At 71.7% G+C, this 17039-nt stretch carries 14 protein-coding genes; 13 read left to right on the forward strand and 1 reads right to left on the reverse strand.

Annotation, left to right across the window (positions count from 1 at the left end):
• Positions 1-66: 66 nt before the first annotated feature.
• Complete coding sequence (locus tag OG534_RS26965) at positions 67-681, reverse strand: beta-class carbonic anhydrase (protein ID WP_374773579.1); 615 nt, start codon at positions 679-681, stop codon at positions 67-69.
• Between the two features lie 365 nt (positions 682-1046).
• Here OG534_RS26965 and rsmH point away from each other — a divergent pair, with 365 nt between their 5' ends.
• From rsmH to OG534_RS27030, 13 genes are all read left to right on the forward strand, one after another.
• A complete protein-coding gene (gene rsmH / locus OG534_RS26970) occupies positions 1047-1976 on the forward strand; it encodes a 16S rRNA (cytosine(1402)-N(4))-methyltransferase RsmH (RefSeq protein ID WP_398565796.1) in 930 nt (309 codons plus the stop codon).
• A complete protein-coding gene (locus OG534_RS26975; protein WP_326591370.1) occupies positions 1973-2497 on the forward strand; it encodes a hypothetical protein in 525 nt (174 codons plus the stop codon). The genes rsmH and OG534_RS26975 overlap by 4 nt, the downstream gene beginning before the upstream one ends.
• A gap of 282 nt (positions 2498-2779) precedes the next feature.
• A complete protein-coding gene (locus tag OG534_RS26980; protein WP_326591371.1) occupies positions 2780-4789 on the forward strand; it encodes a peptidoglycan D,D-transpeptidase FtsI family protein in 2010 nt (669 codons plus the stop codon).
• A gap of 45 nt (positions 4790-4834) precedes the next feature.
• Positions 4835-6580: a UDP-N-acetylmuramoyl-L-alanyl-D-glutamate--2,6-diaminopimelate ligase gene (locus OG534_RS26985; RefSeq protein ID WP_326591373.1), complete on the forward strand. Its 1746-nt coding sequence runs from the start codon at positions 4835-4837 to the stop codon at positions 6578-6580.
• A complete protein-coding gene (locus tag OG534_RS26990; protein WP_326591374.1) occupies positions 6577-8007 on the forward strand; it encodes a UDP-N-acetylmuramoyl-tripeptide--D-alanyl-D-alanine ligase in 1431 nt (476 codons plus the stop codon). Before OG534_RS26985 ends, OG534_RS26990 begins: the two co-directional genes overlap by 4 nt.
• Positions 8004-9074: a phospho-N-acetylmuramoyl-pentapeptide-transferase gene (mraY, locus tag OG534_RS26995; RefSeq protein WP_326591376.1), complete on the forward strand. Its 1071-nt coding sequence runs from the start codon at positions 8004-8006 to the stop codon at positions 9072-9074. Before OG534_RS26990 ends, mraY begins: the two co-directional genes overlap by 4 nt.
• Positions 9056-10495 (forward strand): UDP-N-acetylmuramoyl-L-alanine--D-glutamate ligase, encoded by a 1440-nt coding sequence (murD, locus tag OG534_RS27000; RefSeq protein WP_326591378.1) that lies wholly within the window; start codon positions 9056-9058, stop codon positions 10493-10495. Before mraY ends, murD begins: the two co-directional genes overlap by 19 nt.
• Positions 10496-10565: 70 nt before the next feature.
• Entirely contained in the window at positions 10566-11927 is a 1362-nt protein-coding gene (gene ftsW, locus OG534_RS27005; protein WP_326591379.1) for a putative lipid II flippase FtsW, read from the forward strand.
• 6 nt (positions 11928-11933) lie between these two features.
• Entirely contained in the window at positions 11934-13028 is a 1095-nt protein-coding gene (gene murG / locus OG534_RS27010; RefSeq protein ID WP_326591380.1) for an undecaprenyldiphospho-muramoylpentapeptide beta-N-acetylglucosaminyltransferase, read from the forward strand.
• A gap of 32 nt (positions 13029-13060) precedes the next feature.
• The gene (locus tag OG534_RS27015) at positions 13061-13960 is read left to right on the forward strand and encodes a cell division protein FtsQ/DivIB (RefSeq protein WP_442807156.1); all 900 of its coding nucleotides are present in this window, start codon (positions 13061-13063) and stop codon (positions 13958-13960) included.
• A 279-nt stretch (positions 13961-14239) separates the two neighbouring features.
• A complete protein-coding gene (ftsZ, locus tag OG534_RS27020; RefSeq protein WP_326591382.1) occupies positions 14240-15445 on the forward strand; it encodes a cell division protein FtsZ in 1206 nt (401 codons plus the stop codon).
• Complete coding sequence (pgeF, locus tag OG534_RS27025; protein WP_326591384.1) at positions 15442-16173, forward strand: peptidoglycan editing factor PgeF; 732 nt, start codon at positions 15442-15444, stop codon at positions 16171-16173. Before ftsZ ends, pgeF begins: the two co-directional genes overlap by 4 nt.
• Before the next feature lie 3 nt (positions 16174-16176).
• Positions 16177-16896, forward strand: coding sequence for a YggS family pyridoxal phosphate-dependent enzyme (locus OG534_RS27030; RefSeq protein ID WP_326591386.1), 720 nt, complete (start codon positions 16177-16179; stop codon positions 16894-16896).
• The last annotated feature ends 143 nt before the right edge of the window (positions 16897-17039 follow it).

A 17039-nucleotide genomic window follows, 5' to 3' on the forward strand; every position in this document is an offset into this window, starting at 1 on the left:
CACCGTTCCGGGGGAACCCGGGTGGTGCCATCCCGCATTCTTGACGGCGTTACGGCCTTGTGTCACTCAAGAGCTGGGATCGATCTCCCGCAGGAGCCCGGTGTGCACATCGAAGACGAAGCCTCGCACATCGTCCTTGAAGGGAAGGAAGGGGTTCGTGCGAACCCGCTGCATCGACTGGCGGACGTCCTGGTCCACGTCCCGGAAGGCCTCGACGGCCCAGGCGGGACGCTGGCCGACCTCGTCCTCCAGCTCGTGCCGGAAGTCCTCGGTCAGGCTTTCGAGACCGCAGCCGGTGTGGTGGATGAGTATCACCGTGCGGGTGCCCAGCGCCCGCTGGCTGATGGTGAGGGAGCGGATGGTGTCGTCGGTGACCACGCCGCCCGCGTTGCGGATCGTGTGGCAGTCGCCCAGCTCCAGACCGAGAGCGGCGTGCAGGTCGAGCCGGGCGTCCATGCACGCGACGACGGCCACCTGCAGGACGGGGCGGGCGTCCATGCCGGGGTCGGAGAACTTCGCGGCGTAGCGCTGGTTCGCCTGGACGAGCCGGTCGGTGACGGATCCGCCGGCGGATGCCTTCGGGGCGGACTCGGCAGGCAGGGATGCGGAAGTCGTCATGGGTACGACGTTAGTGGTCACGGCCGGTAAAGGCCTCGCGTGAGGTCGGACAAAGAACGTCAACGAGGCTTGTTGTGAGCTAACCCACAGGGGTGGGGGTGAGGCGGCCGTCCGGGTGATTCGAGCCTTTTGCCGGTTGGATCCGAGAGCCGAGCACGGCGCGCGCGGGCGGTTCGTTGACCGCGGCGACCGTTGCACTAAAGTGACGCGAACCGGCCGGAGCCCGGCCCTGACCGGCCGCCCGGCCCCCGATGAACACTCCGCGTGCGCGGCGCGTACGTACGGCCCGGCCCTCTCCCGTCTCACCGGCCGGCCGGCGCCACATCCCCGGCGTCGGCCGGGCAGGGCGGGGACCCGGTGGTGCGTACGCCTGCCGCGCCGTTATCTGAGAGGGCGCTTTGACTAGCGAGTCCCGACATGTCCCGGTGATGCTCCAGCGGTGCCTGGACCTGTTGGCCCCGGCGCTGGAGAGGCCCGGGGCCGTCGTCGTCGACTGCACCCTCGGCCTCGGCGGCCACAGCGAGGCCCTGCTGACCCGGTTCCCCGAGGCCCACCTGATCGGCCTCGACCGCGACAAGGAGGCCCTGCGGCTCTCCGGGGAGCGACTCGCGCCCTTCGGCGACCGGGCCACCCTCGTCCACGCGATCTACGCCGACCTCGCCGAGGTCCTGGACGGGCTGGGCATCCCGTCCGTCCAGGGCATCCTCTTCGACCTGGGCGTCTCCTCCATGCAGCTGGACGAGGCCGACCGCGGGTTCGCGTACGCGCAGGACGCGCCGCTGGACATGCGGATGGACCAGACGACGGGCATCAGCGCCGCCGAGGTGCTGAACACCTACGCGCCCGGCGAGCTCGTACGGATCCTGCGCCAGTACGGCGAGGAGAAGCAGGCCAAGCGGATCGTGTCCGCGGTCGTCCGGGAGCGCGACAAGGAGCCCTTCACCAACAGCGCCCGGCTCGTCGAGCTGATCCGCGACTCCCTGCCGCAGGCCGCCAAGCGGACCGGCGGCAACCCGGCCAAGCGGACCTTCCAGGCCCTGCGCATCGAGGTCAACGGCGAGCTGTCCGGGCTGGAGCGCGCCATCCCGGCGGCGGTGGACCGGATCGCGGTCGGCGGCCGGATCGCGGTGCTCTCGTACCACTCGCTGGAGGACCGCCTGGTCAAGCAGGTCTTCGCGGCGGGCGCGACCTCCACGGCCCCGCCCGGGCTGCCGGTGGTCCCCGAGAAGTACCAGCCGAAGCTGAAGCTGCTGACACGCGGCGCGGAGCTGCCGACCGAGGAGGAGATCGCCGAGAACCGGCGGGCCGCCCCGGCGAGGTTCCGCGGAGTCGAACGCATCCGGGAGGCGCGACTGTGACCAAGGCCGGGAAGGTCGCCACGCTGACCCGCGGGCAGGCGGCCCGCCTCGGCCGGGCGCTCGGCGGCCGCCCGGCCCGCCCGCGTCCCGGCGGGCAGGCGGCGCGGATGCCGTTCGTCCTGCTGGTCGTGGCCCTGCTCGCGGGCGGCCTGATCAGCCTGCTGCTGCTGAACTCGGCGCTCAACGAGGGCTCGTTCCAGCTCAGCAAGCTGAGGAAGGAGACCACCGCCCTCACCGACGAGGAGCAGGCCCTGCAGCGCGACGTGGACGCCTACTCGGCCCCCGACGCGCTCCAGCGGCGGGCGCAGCAGCTGGGCCTGGTCCCGGGCGGCAGCCCGGTCTTCCTCGGCCCGGACGGCAAGGTCACCGGCAGTGCCGCGCCGGCCGAGCCGCCTGCCCCGTCGGTGACGCCGAGCCCGGCCGCCCCGGCTCCGGTCTCGCCTTCGGCGTCGGCAACGGCCTCGGCCCCGCCCGCGGCACAGCCTTCGCAGCAGCAGCCCACCCCCAACCCAGGTCGGTGACGTCGTGACGCGGATCCCTGCGGGGCCTTCCCCCACCCCGCCCTTCCCCCGTTCCCCGGGCTCCGCCCGGACCCGGTCCTCAATCTCCCCCAGCTACCGCTGGGAGGTGCCCCCTGGACGGGCTGAAGATCCAGCCCCGCCGGCGTTTGAGGCGCGGGGTCTGGGGCGGAGCCCCAGGAGGCTCGGGCGGAGCCCGGGGACGCTCGCGCAGCGGCGCCGCACCGGCGGGCCCGCGGCCCAGCACCCCGGCGGCCGCACCGGCACGCCGCAGGCGGTGGCCGCGTGAGCCCGCAGGAGCCGCCGCGGCGGCGGGTGCCCGGGCCGGCCAGGCCACCGCGGCCCGGCGACCGGGCCCGGGCCACCGCCCGCCCGGCCTCGCGCCCGGCGACCCGCCGCCCCGCCGGCCCCCGCACCCCCCACACCATCCGGCTCGGCAGCCCGCGGCCCCGGCTGCGCCTGGTCAGCGTCGGCCTGACCCTCGTCATGCTCGCCTTCGTCGTGCGCCTGCTCCAGGTGCAGGCCGTCGACGCCTCGGCCTTCTCCGCCGAGGCCTCCAAGAACCGCTACACCAGGGTCAAGCTGGCCGCCGAACGCGGTGAGATCACCGACCGCAAGGGCGTGGCCCTCGCCACCAGCGTCGACGCGTACGACATCACCGCCGACCCGAAGATGTTCACCCCGCAGGACAGCAAGGCCCCGGACGCCCCCGAACAGGCCGCCGCCCTCCTCGCCCCCATCCTCGGCGAGGACGCCACGAAGCTCGCCGCCAAGCTGAAGACCAAGAACTCCCGCTACGTGGTCCTGGCCCACCGCCAGACCCCCCAGGTCTGGAACCAGATCAAGGACCTCAAGCGGGTCTTCGCGGACAAGGCCAACGCCGACAAGCGCAACAACGGCCCCGGCGCCAACGTCCTGGCCGGCGTGTTCAAGGAGGACAGCAGCAAGCGCGTGTACCCGGGCGGCGACCTGGCCGCCGGGATACTGGGTTACGTCAACGCCGAGGGCAAGGGCGGCGGCGGCCTGGAGTCCGCCCTCGACAAGAAGCTGTCCGGCAAGGACGGCGAGATCACCTATGCCCAGTCCGGCGGCCGTCAGGTCCCCACCGCGGGTTCCAGCGAGAAGCCCGCCGTGCCCGGCGAGGACATCGAACTGACCATCGACCGGGACATCCAGTGGGCGGCGCAGAGCGCGATCGCCGAGCAGGTCCAGAAGTCCGAGGCCGACCGCGGCTACGTCATCGTCCAGGACACCCGCACCGGCGAGGTACTGGCCATGGCCAACGCCCCCGGCTTCGACCCCAACGACCTGACCCGGGCCCGCTCCACCGCCATGGGCAACGCCGCGCTCCAGGACGTGTACGAGCCCGGTTCCACGGCCAAGGTGATGTCGATGGCCGCCGTGCTGGAGGAGAAGAAGGCCACCCCCGACACCCGGGTCGAGGTCCCCAACCGGCTGCACCGCGGCGACCGGCTGTTCAAGGACGACATCGACCACCCGACCTGGTACCTGACCCTCAACGGGGTCCTCGCCAAGTCCTCCAACATCGGCACCATCCTGGCCACCGGCCAGCTCGGACCCACCCAGCCCGAGGCCAACAAGGTCCTGCACTCCTACCTGACCAAGTTCGGCATCGGCCGGCCCACCGGCCTCGGCTACCCCGGCGAGTCCCGCGGCATCCTCGCCCAGCCCGAGGACTGGTCGACCTCCCAGCAGTACACGATCCCGTTCGGCCAGGGACTCTCCCTCAACGCCATGCAGGCGGCGTCCGTGTACTCGACCATCGCCAACGGCGGGGTCCGGATCGAGCCGACGCTGGTCCGCGGCACCAAGGGCCCCGACGGCCGCTTCACCCCGGCCCCGGCCCCGGAGCGGAGCCACGTGGTCAGCCCGGAGACCGCCAAGACCCTCGCCGAGATGCTCGAATCCGTGGTCGACGACACGGAGGGCACCGGCACCAAGGCCCGGATCCCCGGCTACCGGGTGGGCGGCAAGACCGGCACCTCCAACCGGGTGGATCCGGCCACCGGCCGCTACAAGGGCTACACCGCCTCCTTCGCCGGTTTCGCGCCCGCGGACAACCCGCGCATCACCGTCTACTGCGCCATCCAGAACCCCACGAAGGGCAGTTACTTCGGCGGCCAGATCTGCGGCCCCATCTACAAGAAGGTCATGGAGTTCGCCCTCAAGACCCTTCAGATCGCCCCCACCGGGACCGCCCCCGCCGGGCTCCCGGTCACCTACGAACCCGGCCCGCAGCCCGCCCCGCAGCCCAGTCCGCAGTCCGGTCGGTGACCCCACCGCCCGGCCGGCCCGCCAGAAAAGCGTGAGGCACCATCAGTGACAACGATCACCCCGAAACCCGGGAACCAGTCGGCCGCCGACGCCGAGGGCGGGCCCTCACTTCGCGGGCGGCCCGCCGCGCCCGGTACGCTCACCGCCGTGCCCCACGCTGATCAGCCCAGAACCGCCCAGAAAGACGCCCCGGCAACGCCGCCGGGAGCGCCCCGGCCCGTGTCCGTCAGCCCGACCCCGCTGGGCGGGCTGGCCACCCTGCTGGGCGTCCCCGCGCCAGGCGCGGCGCAGATCACCGGGATCACGCACGACTCCCGTGCGGTCCGCCCGGGAGACCTGTACGCGGCCCTGCCGGGAGCCAGGACGCACGGCGCCGACTTCGCCGCCCAGGCGGCCGGCCTCGGCGCCGCCGCCGTGCTGACCGACCCCGCGGGGGCGGACCGCGCCGCGGCGACCGGTCTGCCCGTCCTGACCGTCGCGGATCCGCGCGGCCGGATGGGCGAGCTCGCCGCCGCGATCTACGGCCGCCCCGGCGAGGACCTGCTCCAGATCGGCATCACCGGCACCTCCGGCAAGACCACCACGGCGTACCTCGTCGAGGGCGGCCTGCGCGCGGCGGGCCGCAGCACCGGACTGGTCGGCACCGTCGAGATGCGCATCGGCGACGAGCGCATCAAGTCGGAGCGGACCACCCCCGAGGCCACCGACCTCCAGGCCCTCTTCGCGGTCATGCGCGAACGCGGGGTCGAGGCCGTGGCCATGGAGGTGTCCAGCCACGCACTGGTGCTCGGCCGCGTCGACGGCTGCGTCTTCGACGTCGCCGTCTTCAACAACCTGAGCCCGGAGCACATGGAGTTCCACTCCGACATGGACGACTACTTCCGGGCGAAGGCGGGGCTCTTCACCCCCCGCAGGGCCCGCCTGGGCGTGGTCAACCTCGACGACGAGTACGGCCGCCGGCTGGCCAAGGAGGCGACCGTCCCGGTCGTCACCTTCTCCGCCGCGGGCGACCCGGCCGCCGACTGGCGCGCCGAGGACGTGGTGTTCGGACCGGCCGGCTCCACCCTGACCCTGCTGGGCCCCGAAGGACAGCGCGTACGGGCCGAGGCCCCGCTGCCCGGCCCGTTCAACGTCGCCAACACCGTCGCCGCGATCGTCACCCTCGCCGCCGCCGGCCTCGACCCGCAGACCGCCGCCGACGGCGTCGCCGCGGTCCCCGGGGTCCCCGGCCGGCTGGAGCGGGTGGACGCGGGGCAGCCGTACCTCGCCGTCGTCGACTACGCCCACAAGACGGACGCCGTGGAATCGGTCCTGCGCGCCCTGCGCGAGGTCACCACCGGCCGACTGCACATCGTGCTGGGCTGCGGCGGCGACCGCGACACCACCAAGCGCGCCCCGATGGGCGCCGCCGCCGCCCGCTACGCCGACGTGGCCGTCCTGACCTCGGACAACCCGCGCTCCGAGGACCCGCTCGCGATCCTCGCCGCGATGTTCGAAGGCGCCGTGTCCGTGCCGCCCGCCGATCGGGGCACCGTCCTGGTCGACGCCGACCGCGCCTCGGCCATCGCCGCCGCCGTCGCGCTCGCCGGGCCCGGTGACACCGTGCTGGTGGCGGGCAAGGGCCACGAGCAGGGCCAGGACACCGCCGGTGTCGTACGGCCCTTCGACGACCGCACGGTGCTCCGCGCCGCGATCGAACGCCAAACGGTGCTCGATCGGACGGCCGGGCCCGATCAAACGGCCGTGCTCGATCAAACGACTAAGGTCCGACAGGCCGAGGTGAACCAGTGATCGCCCTTTCCCTCGCCGAGATCGCCGACATCACCGGCGGGCGGCCCCACGACATACCGGATCCGTCCGTCCAGGTCACCGGTCCCGTGGTCTACGACTCCCGCGAGGTCCGGCCGGGCAGCCTGTTCGCCGCCTTCCTCGGCGAGCGGGTCGACGGCCACGACTACGCCGAACGCGCGCTCGCCGCAGGCGCCGTGGGCGTCCTCGCGACCCGTCCCGTCGGTGTCCCGGCCATCGTCGTCCCCGACGTGGTGGCCGCCCTGGGAGCCCTCGCCCGGGCCGTCGTCGCCCGCCTCGGCACCGACGTCGTGGCCCTCACCGGGTCCGCCGGCAAGACCTCCACCAAAGACCTCATCGCACAGGTGCTGCAGCACCACGCGCCGACCGTGTGGACCCCCGGGAACCTCAACAACGAGATCGGCCTGCCGATCACGACGCTGCGCGTCACCGAGGACACGCAGCACCTGGTCCTGGAGATGGGTGCCCGCGGCATCGGCCACATCGCCTACCTCACCGGACTGACGCCCCCGCGGATCGGTCTGGTGCTCAACGTCGGGACCGCGCACATCGGCGAGTTCGGCGGCCGTGAGCAGATCGCGCAGGCCAAGGGGGAGCTGGTCGAGGCGCTGCCGGCCGAGGCGGAGGGCGGTGTCGCCGTCCTCAACGCCGATGACCTGCTGGTTCGTGCCATGGCCGGGCGCACGAAGGCCCGTACGGTGCTGTTCGGTGAGGCCGAGGACGCCGAAATCCGGGCCACCGAAGTCCGGATGACGGACAGGGGACAGGCTTCCTTCACACTGCACACACCGACCGGGTGCAGTGACGTGACCTTGCGGCTGTACGGTGAGCACCACGTGTCGAACGCGCTCGCCGCGGCCGCCGTCGCCCATGTCCTGGGCATGTCCGTCGAGGAGATCGCCACAGCGCTCTCCGGGGCGGGCACGCTGTCGCGGTGGCGGATGGAGGTCACCGAACGGGCGGACGGTGTGACGATCGTCAACGACGCCTACAACGCGAACCCCGAGTCCATGCGGGCCGCACTGCGCGCGCTCGCCGCAATGGGCGGTGCCGGCAGGGCGAACGGGGGACGCACGTGGGCGGTGCTCGGCCCGATGGCCGAGCTCGGAGACGACGCGCTCGCCGAGCACGACGCGGTCGGACGACTTGTCGTCCGGCTCAACGTGAGCAAGCTCGTCGCAGTCGGGGGCAGGGAAGCCTCCTGGCTGCAACTGGGCGCATATAACGAGGGTTCGTGGGGTGAGGAGTCGGTGCTCGTGTCCGACGCGCAGGCGGCGGTCGACCTGTTGCGCAGTGAACTGCGCCCAGGTGACGTCGTGCTGGTGAAGGCTTCCAGGTCGGCCGGTCTGGAGCGGGTGGCCCAGGCCCTCCTCGAGGGCGCTGTCGAGGGCGAGGTCTCCGGCCGATGAGGCAGATCCTGTTCGCCGGCGTCATCGGCATGTTCCTCACCGTCACCGGTACTCCGCTGCTGATCAAGCTGCTCGCCCGCAAGGGCTACGGCCAGTTCATCCGCGACGACGGCCCCCGCGGCCACGCCGGGAAGAAGGGCACGCCCACCATGGGCGGCATCTCCTTCATCCTGGCCACGCTCATCGCGTACGCCCTGACGAAGGTCCTCACCGGGTCGGAGCCGAGCTTCTCGGGCCTGCTCGTGCTGTTCCTGATGGCGGGCATGGGCCTCGTCGGGTACCTGGACGACTACATCAAGATCGTCAAGCGGCGTTCGCTGGGTCTGCGGGCCAAGGCGAAGATGTCCGGCCAGCTGATCGTCGGCGTCGCCTTCGCGGTGCTGGCCCTCCAGTTCAAGGACTCGCGCGGCCTGACCCCGGCCTCCACCAAGCTGTCGTTCGTCACGGACTTCGGCTGGTCGATCGGCCCGGTGCTGTTCGTCTTCTGGGCGCTGTTCATGATCCTGGCGATGTCCAACGGCGTGAACCTCACCGACGGTCTCGACGGTCTCGCGACCGGCGCCGCCGTGATGGTCTTCGGTGCCTACACCTTCATCGGCGTCTGGCAGTTCCAGGAGTCCTGCGCCATGGCGGCCGACCTCACCAACCCGAACGCCTGCTTCGAGGTGCGCGACCCGCTCGACCTCGCCGTCGTCGCCTCCGCCCTCATGGGCGCCTGCTTCGGCTTCCTGTGGTGGAACACCTCGCCCGCCAAGATCTTCATGGGTGACACCGGCTCCCTCGCCCTCGGCGGTGCGCTCGCGGGCCTCGCCATCTGCTCCCGCACGGAGTTCCTGATGGCGCTCCTCGGCGGCCTCTTCGTGCTCATCACGATGTCGGTCGTCATCCAGGTCGGCTCCTTCAAGATGACCGGCAAGCGCGTCTTCCGGATGGCGCCGCTCCAGCACCACTTCGAGCTCAAGGGCTGGTCCGAGGTCCTCGTCGTGGTCCGCTTCTGGATCATCCAGGGCATGTGCGTGATCGTGGGTCTCGGTCTCTTCTACGCGGGATGGGCAGCCGACAAGTGACCTCCTGGCACGACAAGAACATCACCGTCGCCGGTCTCGGCGTGAGCGGCATCAGTGCCGCCCGCGCCCTGGCCGGCCTCGGCGCATCGGTGACCGTGGTCGACGGCGGCGACAGCGAGGGCCACCGCGCCCGCGCCGCCGAACTCGGCGCCCTGGGGATCGCCGTACGCCTGGGGGACGCCGAGACCCTGCCCGAGGGCACGGACCTGGTCGTCACCTCGCCCGGCTGGAAGCCCGACAGCCCGCTCTTCGCGGCCGCCGCGAAGGCCGGCGTCGACGTGGTCGGGGACGTCGAGATCGCCTGGCGGCTGCGCGGCGAGAACGCCGCCCCCTGGCTCGCGATCACCGGGACCAACGGCAAGACCACCACCACCCAGATGCTGGCGTCGATCCTGAAGGCCGCCGGTCTGCGGACCGCCGCCGTCGGCAACATCGGCACCCCGATCATCGACGTGGTGCTCGACAAGGGCGCGTACGACGTCCTCGCCGTCGAACTCTCCAGCTACCAGCTGCACTGGGCGCCCTCGCTGCGCGTCCACTCGGGGGCCGTGCTCAACCTCGCCCCGGACCACCTCGACTGGCACGGCTCGATGCAGGCCTACGCCGCCGACAAGGGCCGGATCTACGAGGGCAACACGGTGGCCTGCGTCTACAACGTCGCCGACCCGGCCACCGAGAAGCTGGTCGAGGACGCCGACGTCGAGGAGGGCTGCCGGGCGATCGGCTTCACCCTCGGCGCCCCCGGCCCCTCCATGCTCGGCGTCGTCGACGGCATCCTCGTCGACCGGGCCTTCGTGGAGAACCGGCAGAAGAACGCCCAGGAGCTCGCCGAGGTCAAGGACGTCACCCCGCCGGCCCCGCACAACATCGCCAACGCGCTCGCCGCGGCGGCCCTGGCCCGCGCCTTCGGCGTGGAGCCGCGCGCGGTCCGCGACGGGCTGCGCAACTTCCGCCCCGACGCCCACCGGGTCGCGTACGTGGACGAGGTCGGCTCGGTCACCTACATCGACGACTCCAAGGCCACCAACACGCACGCGGCCGAGGCCTCGCTCGCGGCCTTCGAGCCGGTCGTCTGGATCGCCGGCGGCCTCGCCAAGGGCGCGACCTTCGACGAGCTCGTGCGGAAGTCGGCGAAGGGGCTGCGCGGCGCGGTGCTGATCGGCGCCGACCGGGCGCTGATCGCCGAGGCGCTGGCGCGACACGCCCCCGAGGTCCCGGTCGTCGACCTCGACCGGACCGACACTGGGGCGATGCTCGCAGCGGTCCGGGAAGCGGCCGCGCTCGCCGAGCCCGGCGACACGGTCCTGCTGGCACCTGCCTGCGCCTCGATGGACATGTTCGCGAACTACAACAAGCGTGGGGACGCATTCGCCGACGCGGTGCGCGAACTGGCCGCCGAGAACGCTGCGGACACGGCCTAGGCCGGGGGCTCCGGGACAGGTTCCCTCCGGTCGGCTGCTCGCCTCGTACGAGTGGAGGGGAAGATCACAGATGCCGGCCAAGCAGATGCTGCCGGGGCGCCGGCCTTCCGCCGTGAAGGCGCAGGGCCGCAAGCGCCCTGTGGCGCGCGTGAAGCGGCCCGCGGGGCGCGGGCCGCTGACCCGGCTGCGGCGTACGCAGCGGCAGTTGCACAAGGCCTGGGACCGCCCGCTCACGGCCTATTACCTGATCTTCGGCAGCTCGCTGCTCATCACCGTGCTCGGTCTGGTGATGGTGTACTCGGCGTCCATGATCAAGGCGCTCCAGCTCGGCCTCGGCGACGCCTACTTCTTCAAGAAGCAGTTCCTGGCCGCCCTCATCGGCACCGGACTCTTGCTGCTCGCCTCCCGGATGCCCGTCAAACTGCACCGGGCGCTGTCGTATCCGGTGCTCGCCGGCACGCTGTTCCTGATGGTCCTGGTCCAGGTCCCCGGGATAGGGGTCTCGATCAACGGCAACCAGAATTGGATCTCCCTTGGCGGTCCGTTCATGTTGCAGCCCAGTGAGTTCGGCAAACTGGCACTGATCCTGTGGGGCGCCGACCTGCTGGCACGCAAGGGCGACAAGGGGCTGCTGAGCCAGTGGAAGCACCTGCTGGTGCCGCTGGTCCCGGTGGCCTTCCTGCTGCTCGGGCTGATCATGCTGGGCGGCGACATGGGCACCGCGATGATCCTCGGTGCCATCCTCTTCGGCCTGCTCTGGCTGGCGGGCGCCCCGACCCGGATGTTCGTCGGGGTGCTGGCCTTCGCGGGTGCGATCGTCGCACTGCTCATCAAGACCAGTCCGCACCGGATGGACCGGCTGGAGTGCCTCGGCGCGACAGAACCGGGCAAGAACGACCTTTGCTGGCAGGCCGTCCACGGGATCTACGCCCTCGCCTCGGGCGGATGGTTCGGTTCCGGCTTGGGTGCAAGTGTGGAAAAATGGGGGCAACTACCCGAAGCCCACACCGACTTCATCTTCGCCATCACCGGGGAGGAACTGGGTCTGGCGGGGACGCTGTCGGTGCTCGCCCTGTTCGCGGCTCTAGGCTATGCGGGTATCCGCGTGGCCGGACGCACGGAGGATTCCTTCGTACGGTTTGCCGCGGGAGGCGTGACCACCTGGATCACGGCCCAGGCCGTGATCAACATCGGTGCGGTGCTCGGCCTGCTGCCGATCGCCGGAGTCCCGCTCCCGCTGTTCTCCTACGGGGGATCGGCCCTGCTGCCGACGATGTTCGCGGTCGGACTGCTCATCGCCTTCGCGCGTGAGGAGCCGGCGGCGCGCGCGGCCCTCGCGATGCGCCAGCCGAAGACCGGCTGGATGCGGACCGTGGTGAGATGGAAGTCGATGAGACGGCGCGTCAAGAAGCGTCCGTCCGGAGAGCGGTGAATTTCGGTGCATGTCGTACTCGCCGGTGGGGGGACCGCCGGCCACATCGAGCCGGCGCTCGCCCTCGCGGACGCCCTGCGCAGGCAGGACCCTTCAGTGGGCATCACCGCCCTCGGCACGGAGCGCGGACTTGAGACCCGCCTGGTGCCGGAACGCGGTTACGAACTGGGCCTGATCCCGGCCGTGCCGCTGCCCCGCAAGCCCACCCCGGAGCTGATCACCGTCCCCGGGCGGCTGCGCGGCACCATCAAGGCGGCAGAGGAGATCCTGCTGCGCACGAAGGCCGACTGCGTCGTCGGTTTCGGCGGTTACGTGGCCCTGCCCGGCTACCTCGCGGCCAAGCGGCTCGGGGTGCCGATCATCGTCCACGAGGCCAACGCCCGGCCCGGACTGGCCAACAAGATCGGCTCCCGGTACGCGCATGCCGTCGCGGTCTCCACCCCCGACAGCAAGCTGCGGGGCGCCCGCTACATCGGCATTCCGCTGCGGCGCTCGATCTCCACCCTCGACCGGGCCGCGGTGCGCCCGGAGGCGCGCGCCGCCTTCGGCCTGGACCCCAACCTGCCCACGCTGCTGGTCTCCGGCGGCTCGCAGGGCGCCCGGCGCCTCAACGAGACGATCCAGCAGGTCGCTCCGACCCTCCAGCGCTCCGGGGTCCAGATCCTGCACGCCGTCGGGCCGAAGAACGAACTGCCGCGTGTCGACAACATGCCCGGGATGCCGCCGTATGTGCCGGTACCGTACGTGGACCGGATGGATCTCGCGTACGCCGCCGCCGACATGATGCTGTGCCGCGCGGGCGCGATGACCGTCGCCGAACTCTCCGCCGTCGGGCTCCCGGCCGCCTACGTCCCGCTGCCGATCGGCAACGGCGAACAGCGGCTGAACGCCCAGCCGGTGGTCAAGGCCGGCGGCGGCCTGCTCGTCGACGACGCGGAACTGACGCCCGAGTGGGTGCTCAGCCAGGTCCTCCCGGTGCTGTCCGACCCGCACCGCCTGTACGAGATGTCCCGCGCCGCCGGCGAGTTCGGCCGCCGGGACGCCGACGACCTGCTGGTCGCCATGGTGTACGAGGCGATCGCGGCCCACCGGTCCCGCTGAGGCGGGACAGCACAGACGCAGGAGGCACAGGAGTGGCCGGAGCGACGACCGCACAGCGCGGGTCACCGTTTTCTGATCGGTCCGGCCGCTCCGCCCGCAAGGGCGGCGGCTCTCCCAAGCCGCCCAAGCCACCCAGGCGACCCAAACCGCCCAAGCCTCCGAAGTCGGCCAAGTCGGCCAAGTCCGCGAAGTCCGAGCAGAGGTCCGGCCCCCAGGGTCCCGTCAGGCGCCTGCGCGGGGCCCCCGTGCTGGCCTCCCTGGCCGCCGCGGTGCTCCTCGCCGCAGGCGGGACCTGGGTGCTCTACGGCTCCTCCTGGCTCCGCGTCGAGAAGGTCACCGCGGCCGGCACGGAGGTGCTCACCCCCGAGCAGGTCCTCGCCGCGGCGGCGGTGCCCGTCGGCGCACCCCTGGTGAGCGTCGACACCGACGAGATCGAGGGCCGGGTCCGCGGCCGGCTGCCCCGCATCGATTCGGTCGACGTGGTGCGGGCCTGGCCGCACGGGATCGGGCTGAAAGTGACGGAACGCAAACCCGTCCTGCTCATCAAGAAGGACGCGAACTTCGTGGAAGTGGACGCTTCGGGTGTGCGATTCGACACGGTTCCGAAAGCACCCGCTGGTGTTCCGGTCCTCGAATTGAACGCGGGGCGCTCCCCGAGCGCCCGCCGCTTCGACGAGGAACGGCTGCTGCACGAGGCCGTGAGCGTCGCGGGATCCCTCCCGGGGCCGATCGCGCGGGAAACCGTGCAGGTCAAGGTGGGTTCCTACGATTCGGTCGTGCTGGAGCTCACCGGTGGCCGGTCCGTGACGTGGGGGAGCGGTGAACAGAGCGATGCGAAGGGGCGGGCGCTGACCGCTCTGTTGAAAGCCGCGCCCGGGTCCCGCCACTTCGACGTGAGCGTCCCCACCGCCCCTGCCGCGGCCGGGAGTTGACGTCGAGTCGAACAGCGGCGCACCCTGGTTGGCCAGCGATACGGGTGATCACATAGGGTGAAAAGAAAAACGGGAGGTTCGGCGTGTTCGTTGAACACGCGCTACTTGTCGACTTAGTGTCCTGTTCGGAAGAGTCCAAGGAACAGACACACCCCTAACCCTAAACTTCAGGGTGAGGGTTCGGGTCGGCGCGTTCGGACCGTCCCTATTTCGGCATCAGTCGTCGCAACGCAGGCCCGCGAGGCGGCGACACGTAACTCGAGGCGAGAGGCCTTCGACGTGGCAGCACCGCAGAACTACCTCGCAGTCATCAAGGTCATCGGTGTCGGCGGCGGTGGTGTCAATGCCATCAACCGAATGATCGAGGTCGGTCTCAAGGGCGTCGAGTTCATCGCCATCAACACGGACGCCCAGGCGCTGTTGATGAGCGACGCCGACGTCAAGCTCGACGTCGGCCGCGAACTCACCCGGGGCCTCGGCGCCGGCGCCAACCCGGCCGTCGGCCGCAAGGCGGCAGAGGACCACCGCGAGGAGATCGAGGAGGTCCTCAAGGGGGCCGACATGGTCTTCGTCACCGCCGGTGAAGGCGGCGGCACCGGCACCGGCGGCGCACCCGTCGTCGCCAACATCGCGCGCTCGCTGGGCGCCCTGACGATCGGTGTGGTCACCCGGCCGTTCACCTTCGAGGGCCGGCGCCGCGCGAACCAGGCGGAGGACGGCATCGCCGAGCTCCGCGAAGAGGTCGACACCCTCATCGTCATCCCCAACGACCGGCTGCTGTCCATCTCGGACCGCCAGGTCAGCGTGCTCGACGCCTTCAAGTCGGCCGACCAGGTCCTGCTCTCGGGCGTCCAGGGCATCACCGACCTCATCACCACCCCGGGTCTGATCAACCTCGACTTCGCCGACGTCAAGTCCGTGATGTCCGAGGCCGGCTCGGCCCTGATGGGCATCGGCTCGGCCCGCGGCGACGACCGCGCGGTGGCCGCGGCCGAGATGGCGATCTCCTCGCCGCTGCTGGAGGCGTCCATCGACGGCGCCCGCGGCGTGCTGCTCTCCATCTCCGGCGGCTCGGACCTCGGTCTCTTCGAGATCAACGAGGCCGCGCAGCTGGTGAGCGAGGCCGCGCACCCCGAGGCGAACATCATCTTCGGCGCCGTCATCGACGACGCGCTCGGCGACGAGGTACGGGTCACCGTCATCGCGGCCGGGTTCGACGGCGGACAGCCCCCGGCCCGCCGGGACAACGTCATCGGCGCCGCGTCCACCAAGCGCGAGGAGCCGGCCCCGGCTCCGGTCCGCGCCGCCGAGCCGGCCCGCCCGGCCTTCGGCGGACTCGGCTCGGTCACCCCGCGCGAGGACCCCCCGGCCCCCGTAGAGGCGGCCCCGGTCGAGGCCCAGGCCCCCGCGCCGCAGGTCCCCACGGCCCGGCCGTACCAGGACAGCCCGGCCGAGGAACTGGATGTCCCGGACTTCTTGAAGTGACACCCGAGCAGCATCACGTGGGCGGCGCCCACTTCGCCTTCACCGACCGGTGGGGCGGAGTGAGCGCCGTTCCGTACGAAGAGCTCAACCTCGGCGGCGCGGTCGGTGACGACCCGGCCGCCGTTCTCGCGAACCGGGCACTGGCGGCGCGGTCCCTGGGTCTCGCCCCGGACCGGGTGGTCTGGATGAACCAGGTGCACGGCCGGGACGTGGCGGTGGTGGACGGGCCCTGGGGTCCGGACGTCGCCGTCCCCGCGGTGGACGCGGTGGTGACCGCCCGCCGGGGGCTCGCCCTCGCGGTGCTCACCGCCGACTGCACCCCGGTCCTGCTGGCGGACCCCGTCGCCGGGGTCGCGGGGGCCGCCCACGCCGGGCGGCCTGGACTGGTCGCCGGGGTGGTGCCCGCGGCCGTCGAGGCGATGGTCGCCCTCGGGGCCGAGCCGGGGCGGATCGTCGCCCGGACCGGACCCGCGGTGTGCGGGCGCTGCTACGAGGTGCCCGCCGAGATGCGGGATGCGGTGGCAGAAGTGGTTCCCGACGCGCGGGCCGAGACCAGCTGGGGGACACCGGCGGTCGACGTGGTCGCCGGGGTGCACGCCCAGCTCGCGGAGGCGGGGGTGGTGGACAGCCTCCGCTCCCCGGTCTGCACACTGGAGTCGCGGGACCACTTCTCGTACCGCCGCGACCGGGTGACCGGGCGGCTTGCCGGATATGTCTGGTTGGACTGAGGAATGACGGATCGTAAGCCGGAGCTCGCCGAGAACCTGGCGCGGGTGGAGGAACGTATCTCGTCCGCCTGCGCGGCGGCGGGCCGCAAGCGGGAAGAGGTGACGCTCATCGTGGTCACCAAGACCTATCCCGCGAGCGACGTACGACTGCTGGCGGAGCTGGGTGTCCGTCATGTTGCGGAGAATCGCGACCAGGATGCCGCCCCCAAGGCCGCGGCCTGCGCGGATCTGCCCCTCAGCTGGCACTTCGTCGGTCAGTTGCAGACGAACAAAGTCCGTTCCGTGGCGGGATACGCGCATGTGGTGCAGTCGGTCGACCGCCCCAGGCTCGTGACCGCCCTCTCGGCCGCCGCCTCCGCCGCCGGGCGGGAGATCGGCTGCCTCGTGCAGATCGCCCTCGACGCCGAGTCGGGGGCGCGCGGGACCCGCGGCGGCGCGGCGCCGGAGCAGCTCGCGGAGTTGGCGGACCTCGTCGCCGGGGCGCCGGGACTGCGCATCGACGGTCTGATGACCGTCGCTCCGCTGTCCGGCCCCTACGCGGGGCGCGAACAGGCCGCCTTCGAGCGGCTGGTGGAATTGTCATCCCGCATGCGCGCGGACCATCCGGCTGCCACGATGGTGTCGGCTGGGATGAGCGCAGACCTGGAACAGGCCGTTGCGGCCGGTGCGACACATGTACGCGTCGGCACTGCGGTACTCGGCGCGAGACCCCGGCTCGGGTAACGTCGCGAAGAAAGTCGGACCACAGCAGAAAATATGGTCATTCCCGACGATGAGCGGGCAGACCACGTGGATCGCGGGCAGTTGGTGACATTCGTGACACGGCGGCACCTGCGACAGGGCGATCCACCACAGAGCGGAGGACT

The sequence above is a fragment of the Streptomyces sp. NBC_01294 genome, from assembly GCF_035917235.1.
GTDB lineage: Bacteria > Actinomycetota > Actinomycetes > Streptomycetales > Streptomycetaceae > Streptomyces > Streptomyces caledonius.

What these genes read in the sequence shown, in the direction of transcription:
- rsmH (WP_398565796.1), top strand. Translation starts at nt 1,047, where the DNA reads ATGCTCCAGCGGTGCCTGGACCTGTTGGCCCCGGCGCTGGAGAGGCCC.
- ftsW (WP_326591379.1), top strand. Translation starts at nt 10,566, where the DNA reads ATGCCGGCCAAGCAGATGCTGCCGGGGCGCCGGCCTTCCGCCGTGAAG.
- murD (WP_326591378.1), top strand. Translation starts at nt 9,056, where the DNA reads ATGGGCAGCCGACAAGTGACCTCCTGGCACGACAAGAACATCACCGTC.
- OG534_RS27030 (WP_326591386.1), top strand. Translation starts at nt 16,177, where the DNA reads ATGACGGATCGTAAGCCGGAGCTCGCCGAGAACCTGGCGCGGGTGGAG.
- mraY (WP_326591376.1), top strand. Translation starts at nt 8,004, where the DNA reads ATGAGGCAGATCCTGTTCGCCGGCGTCATCGGCATGTTCCTCACCGTC.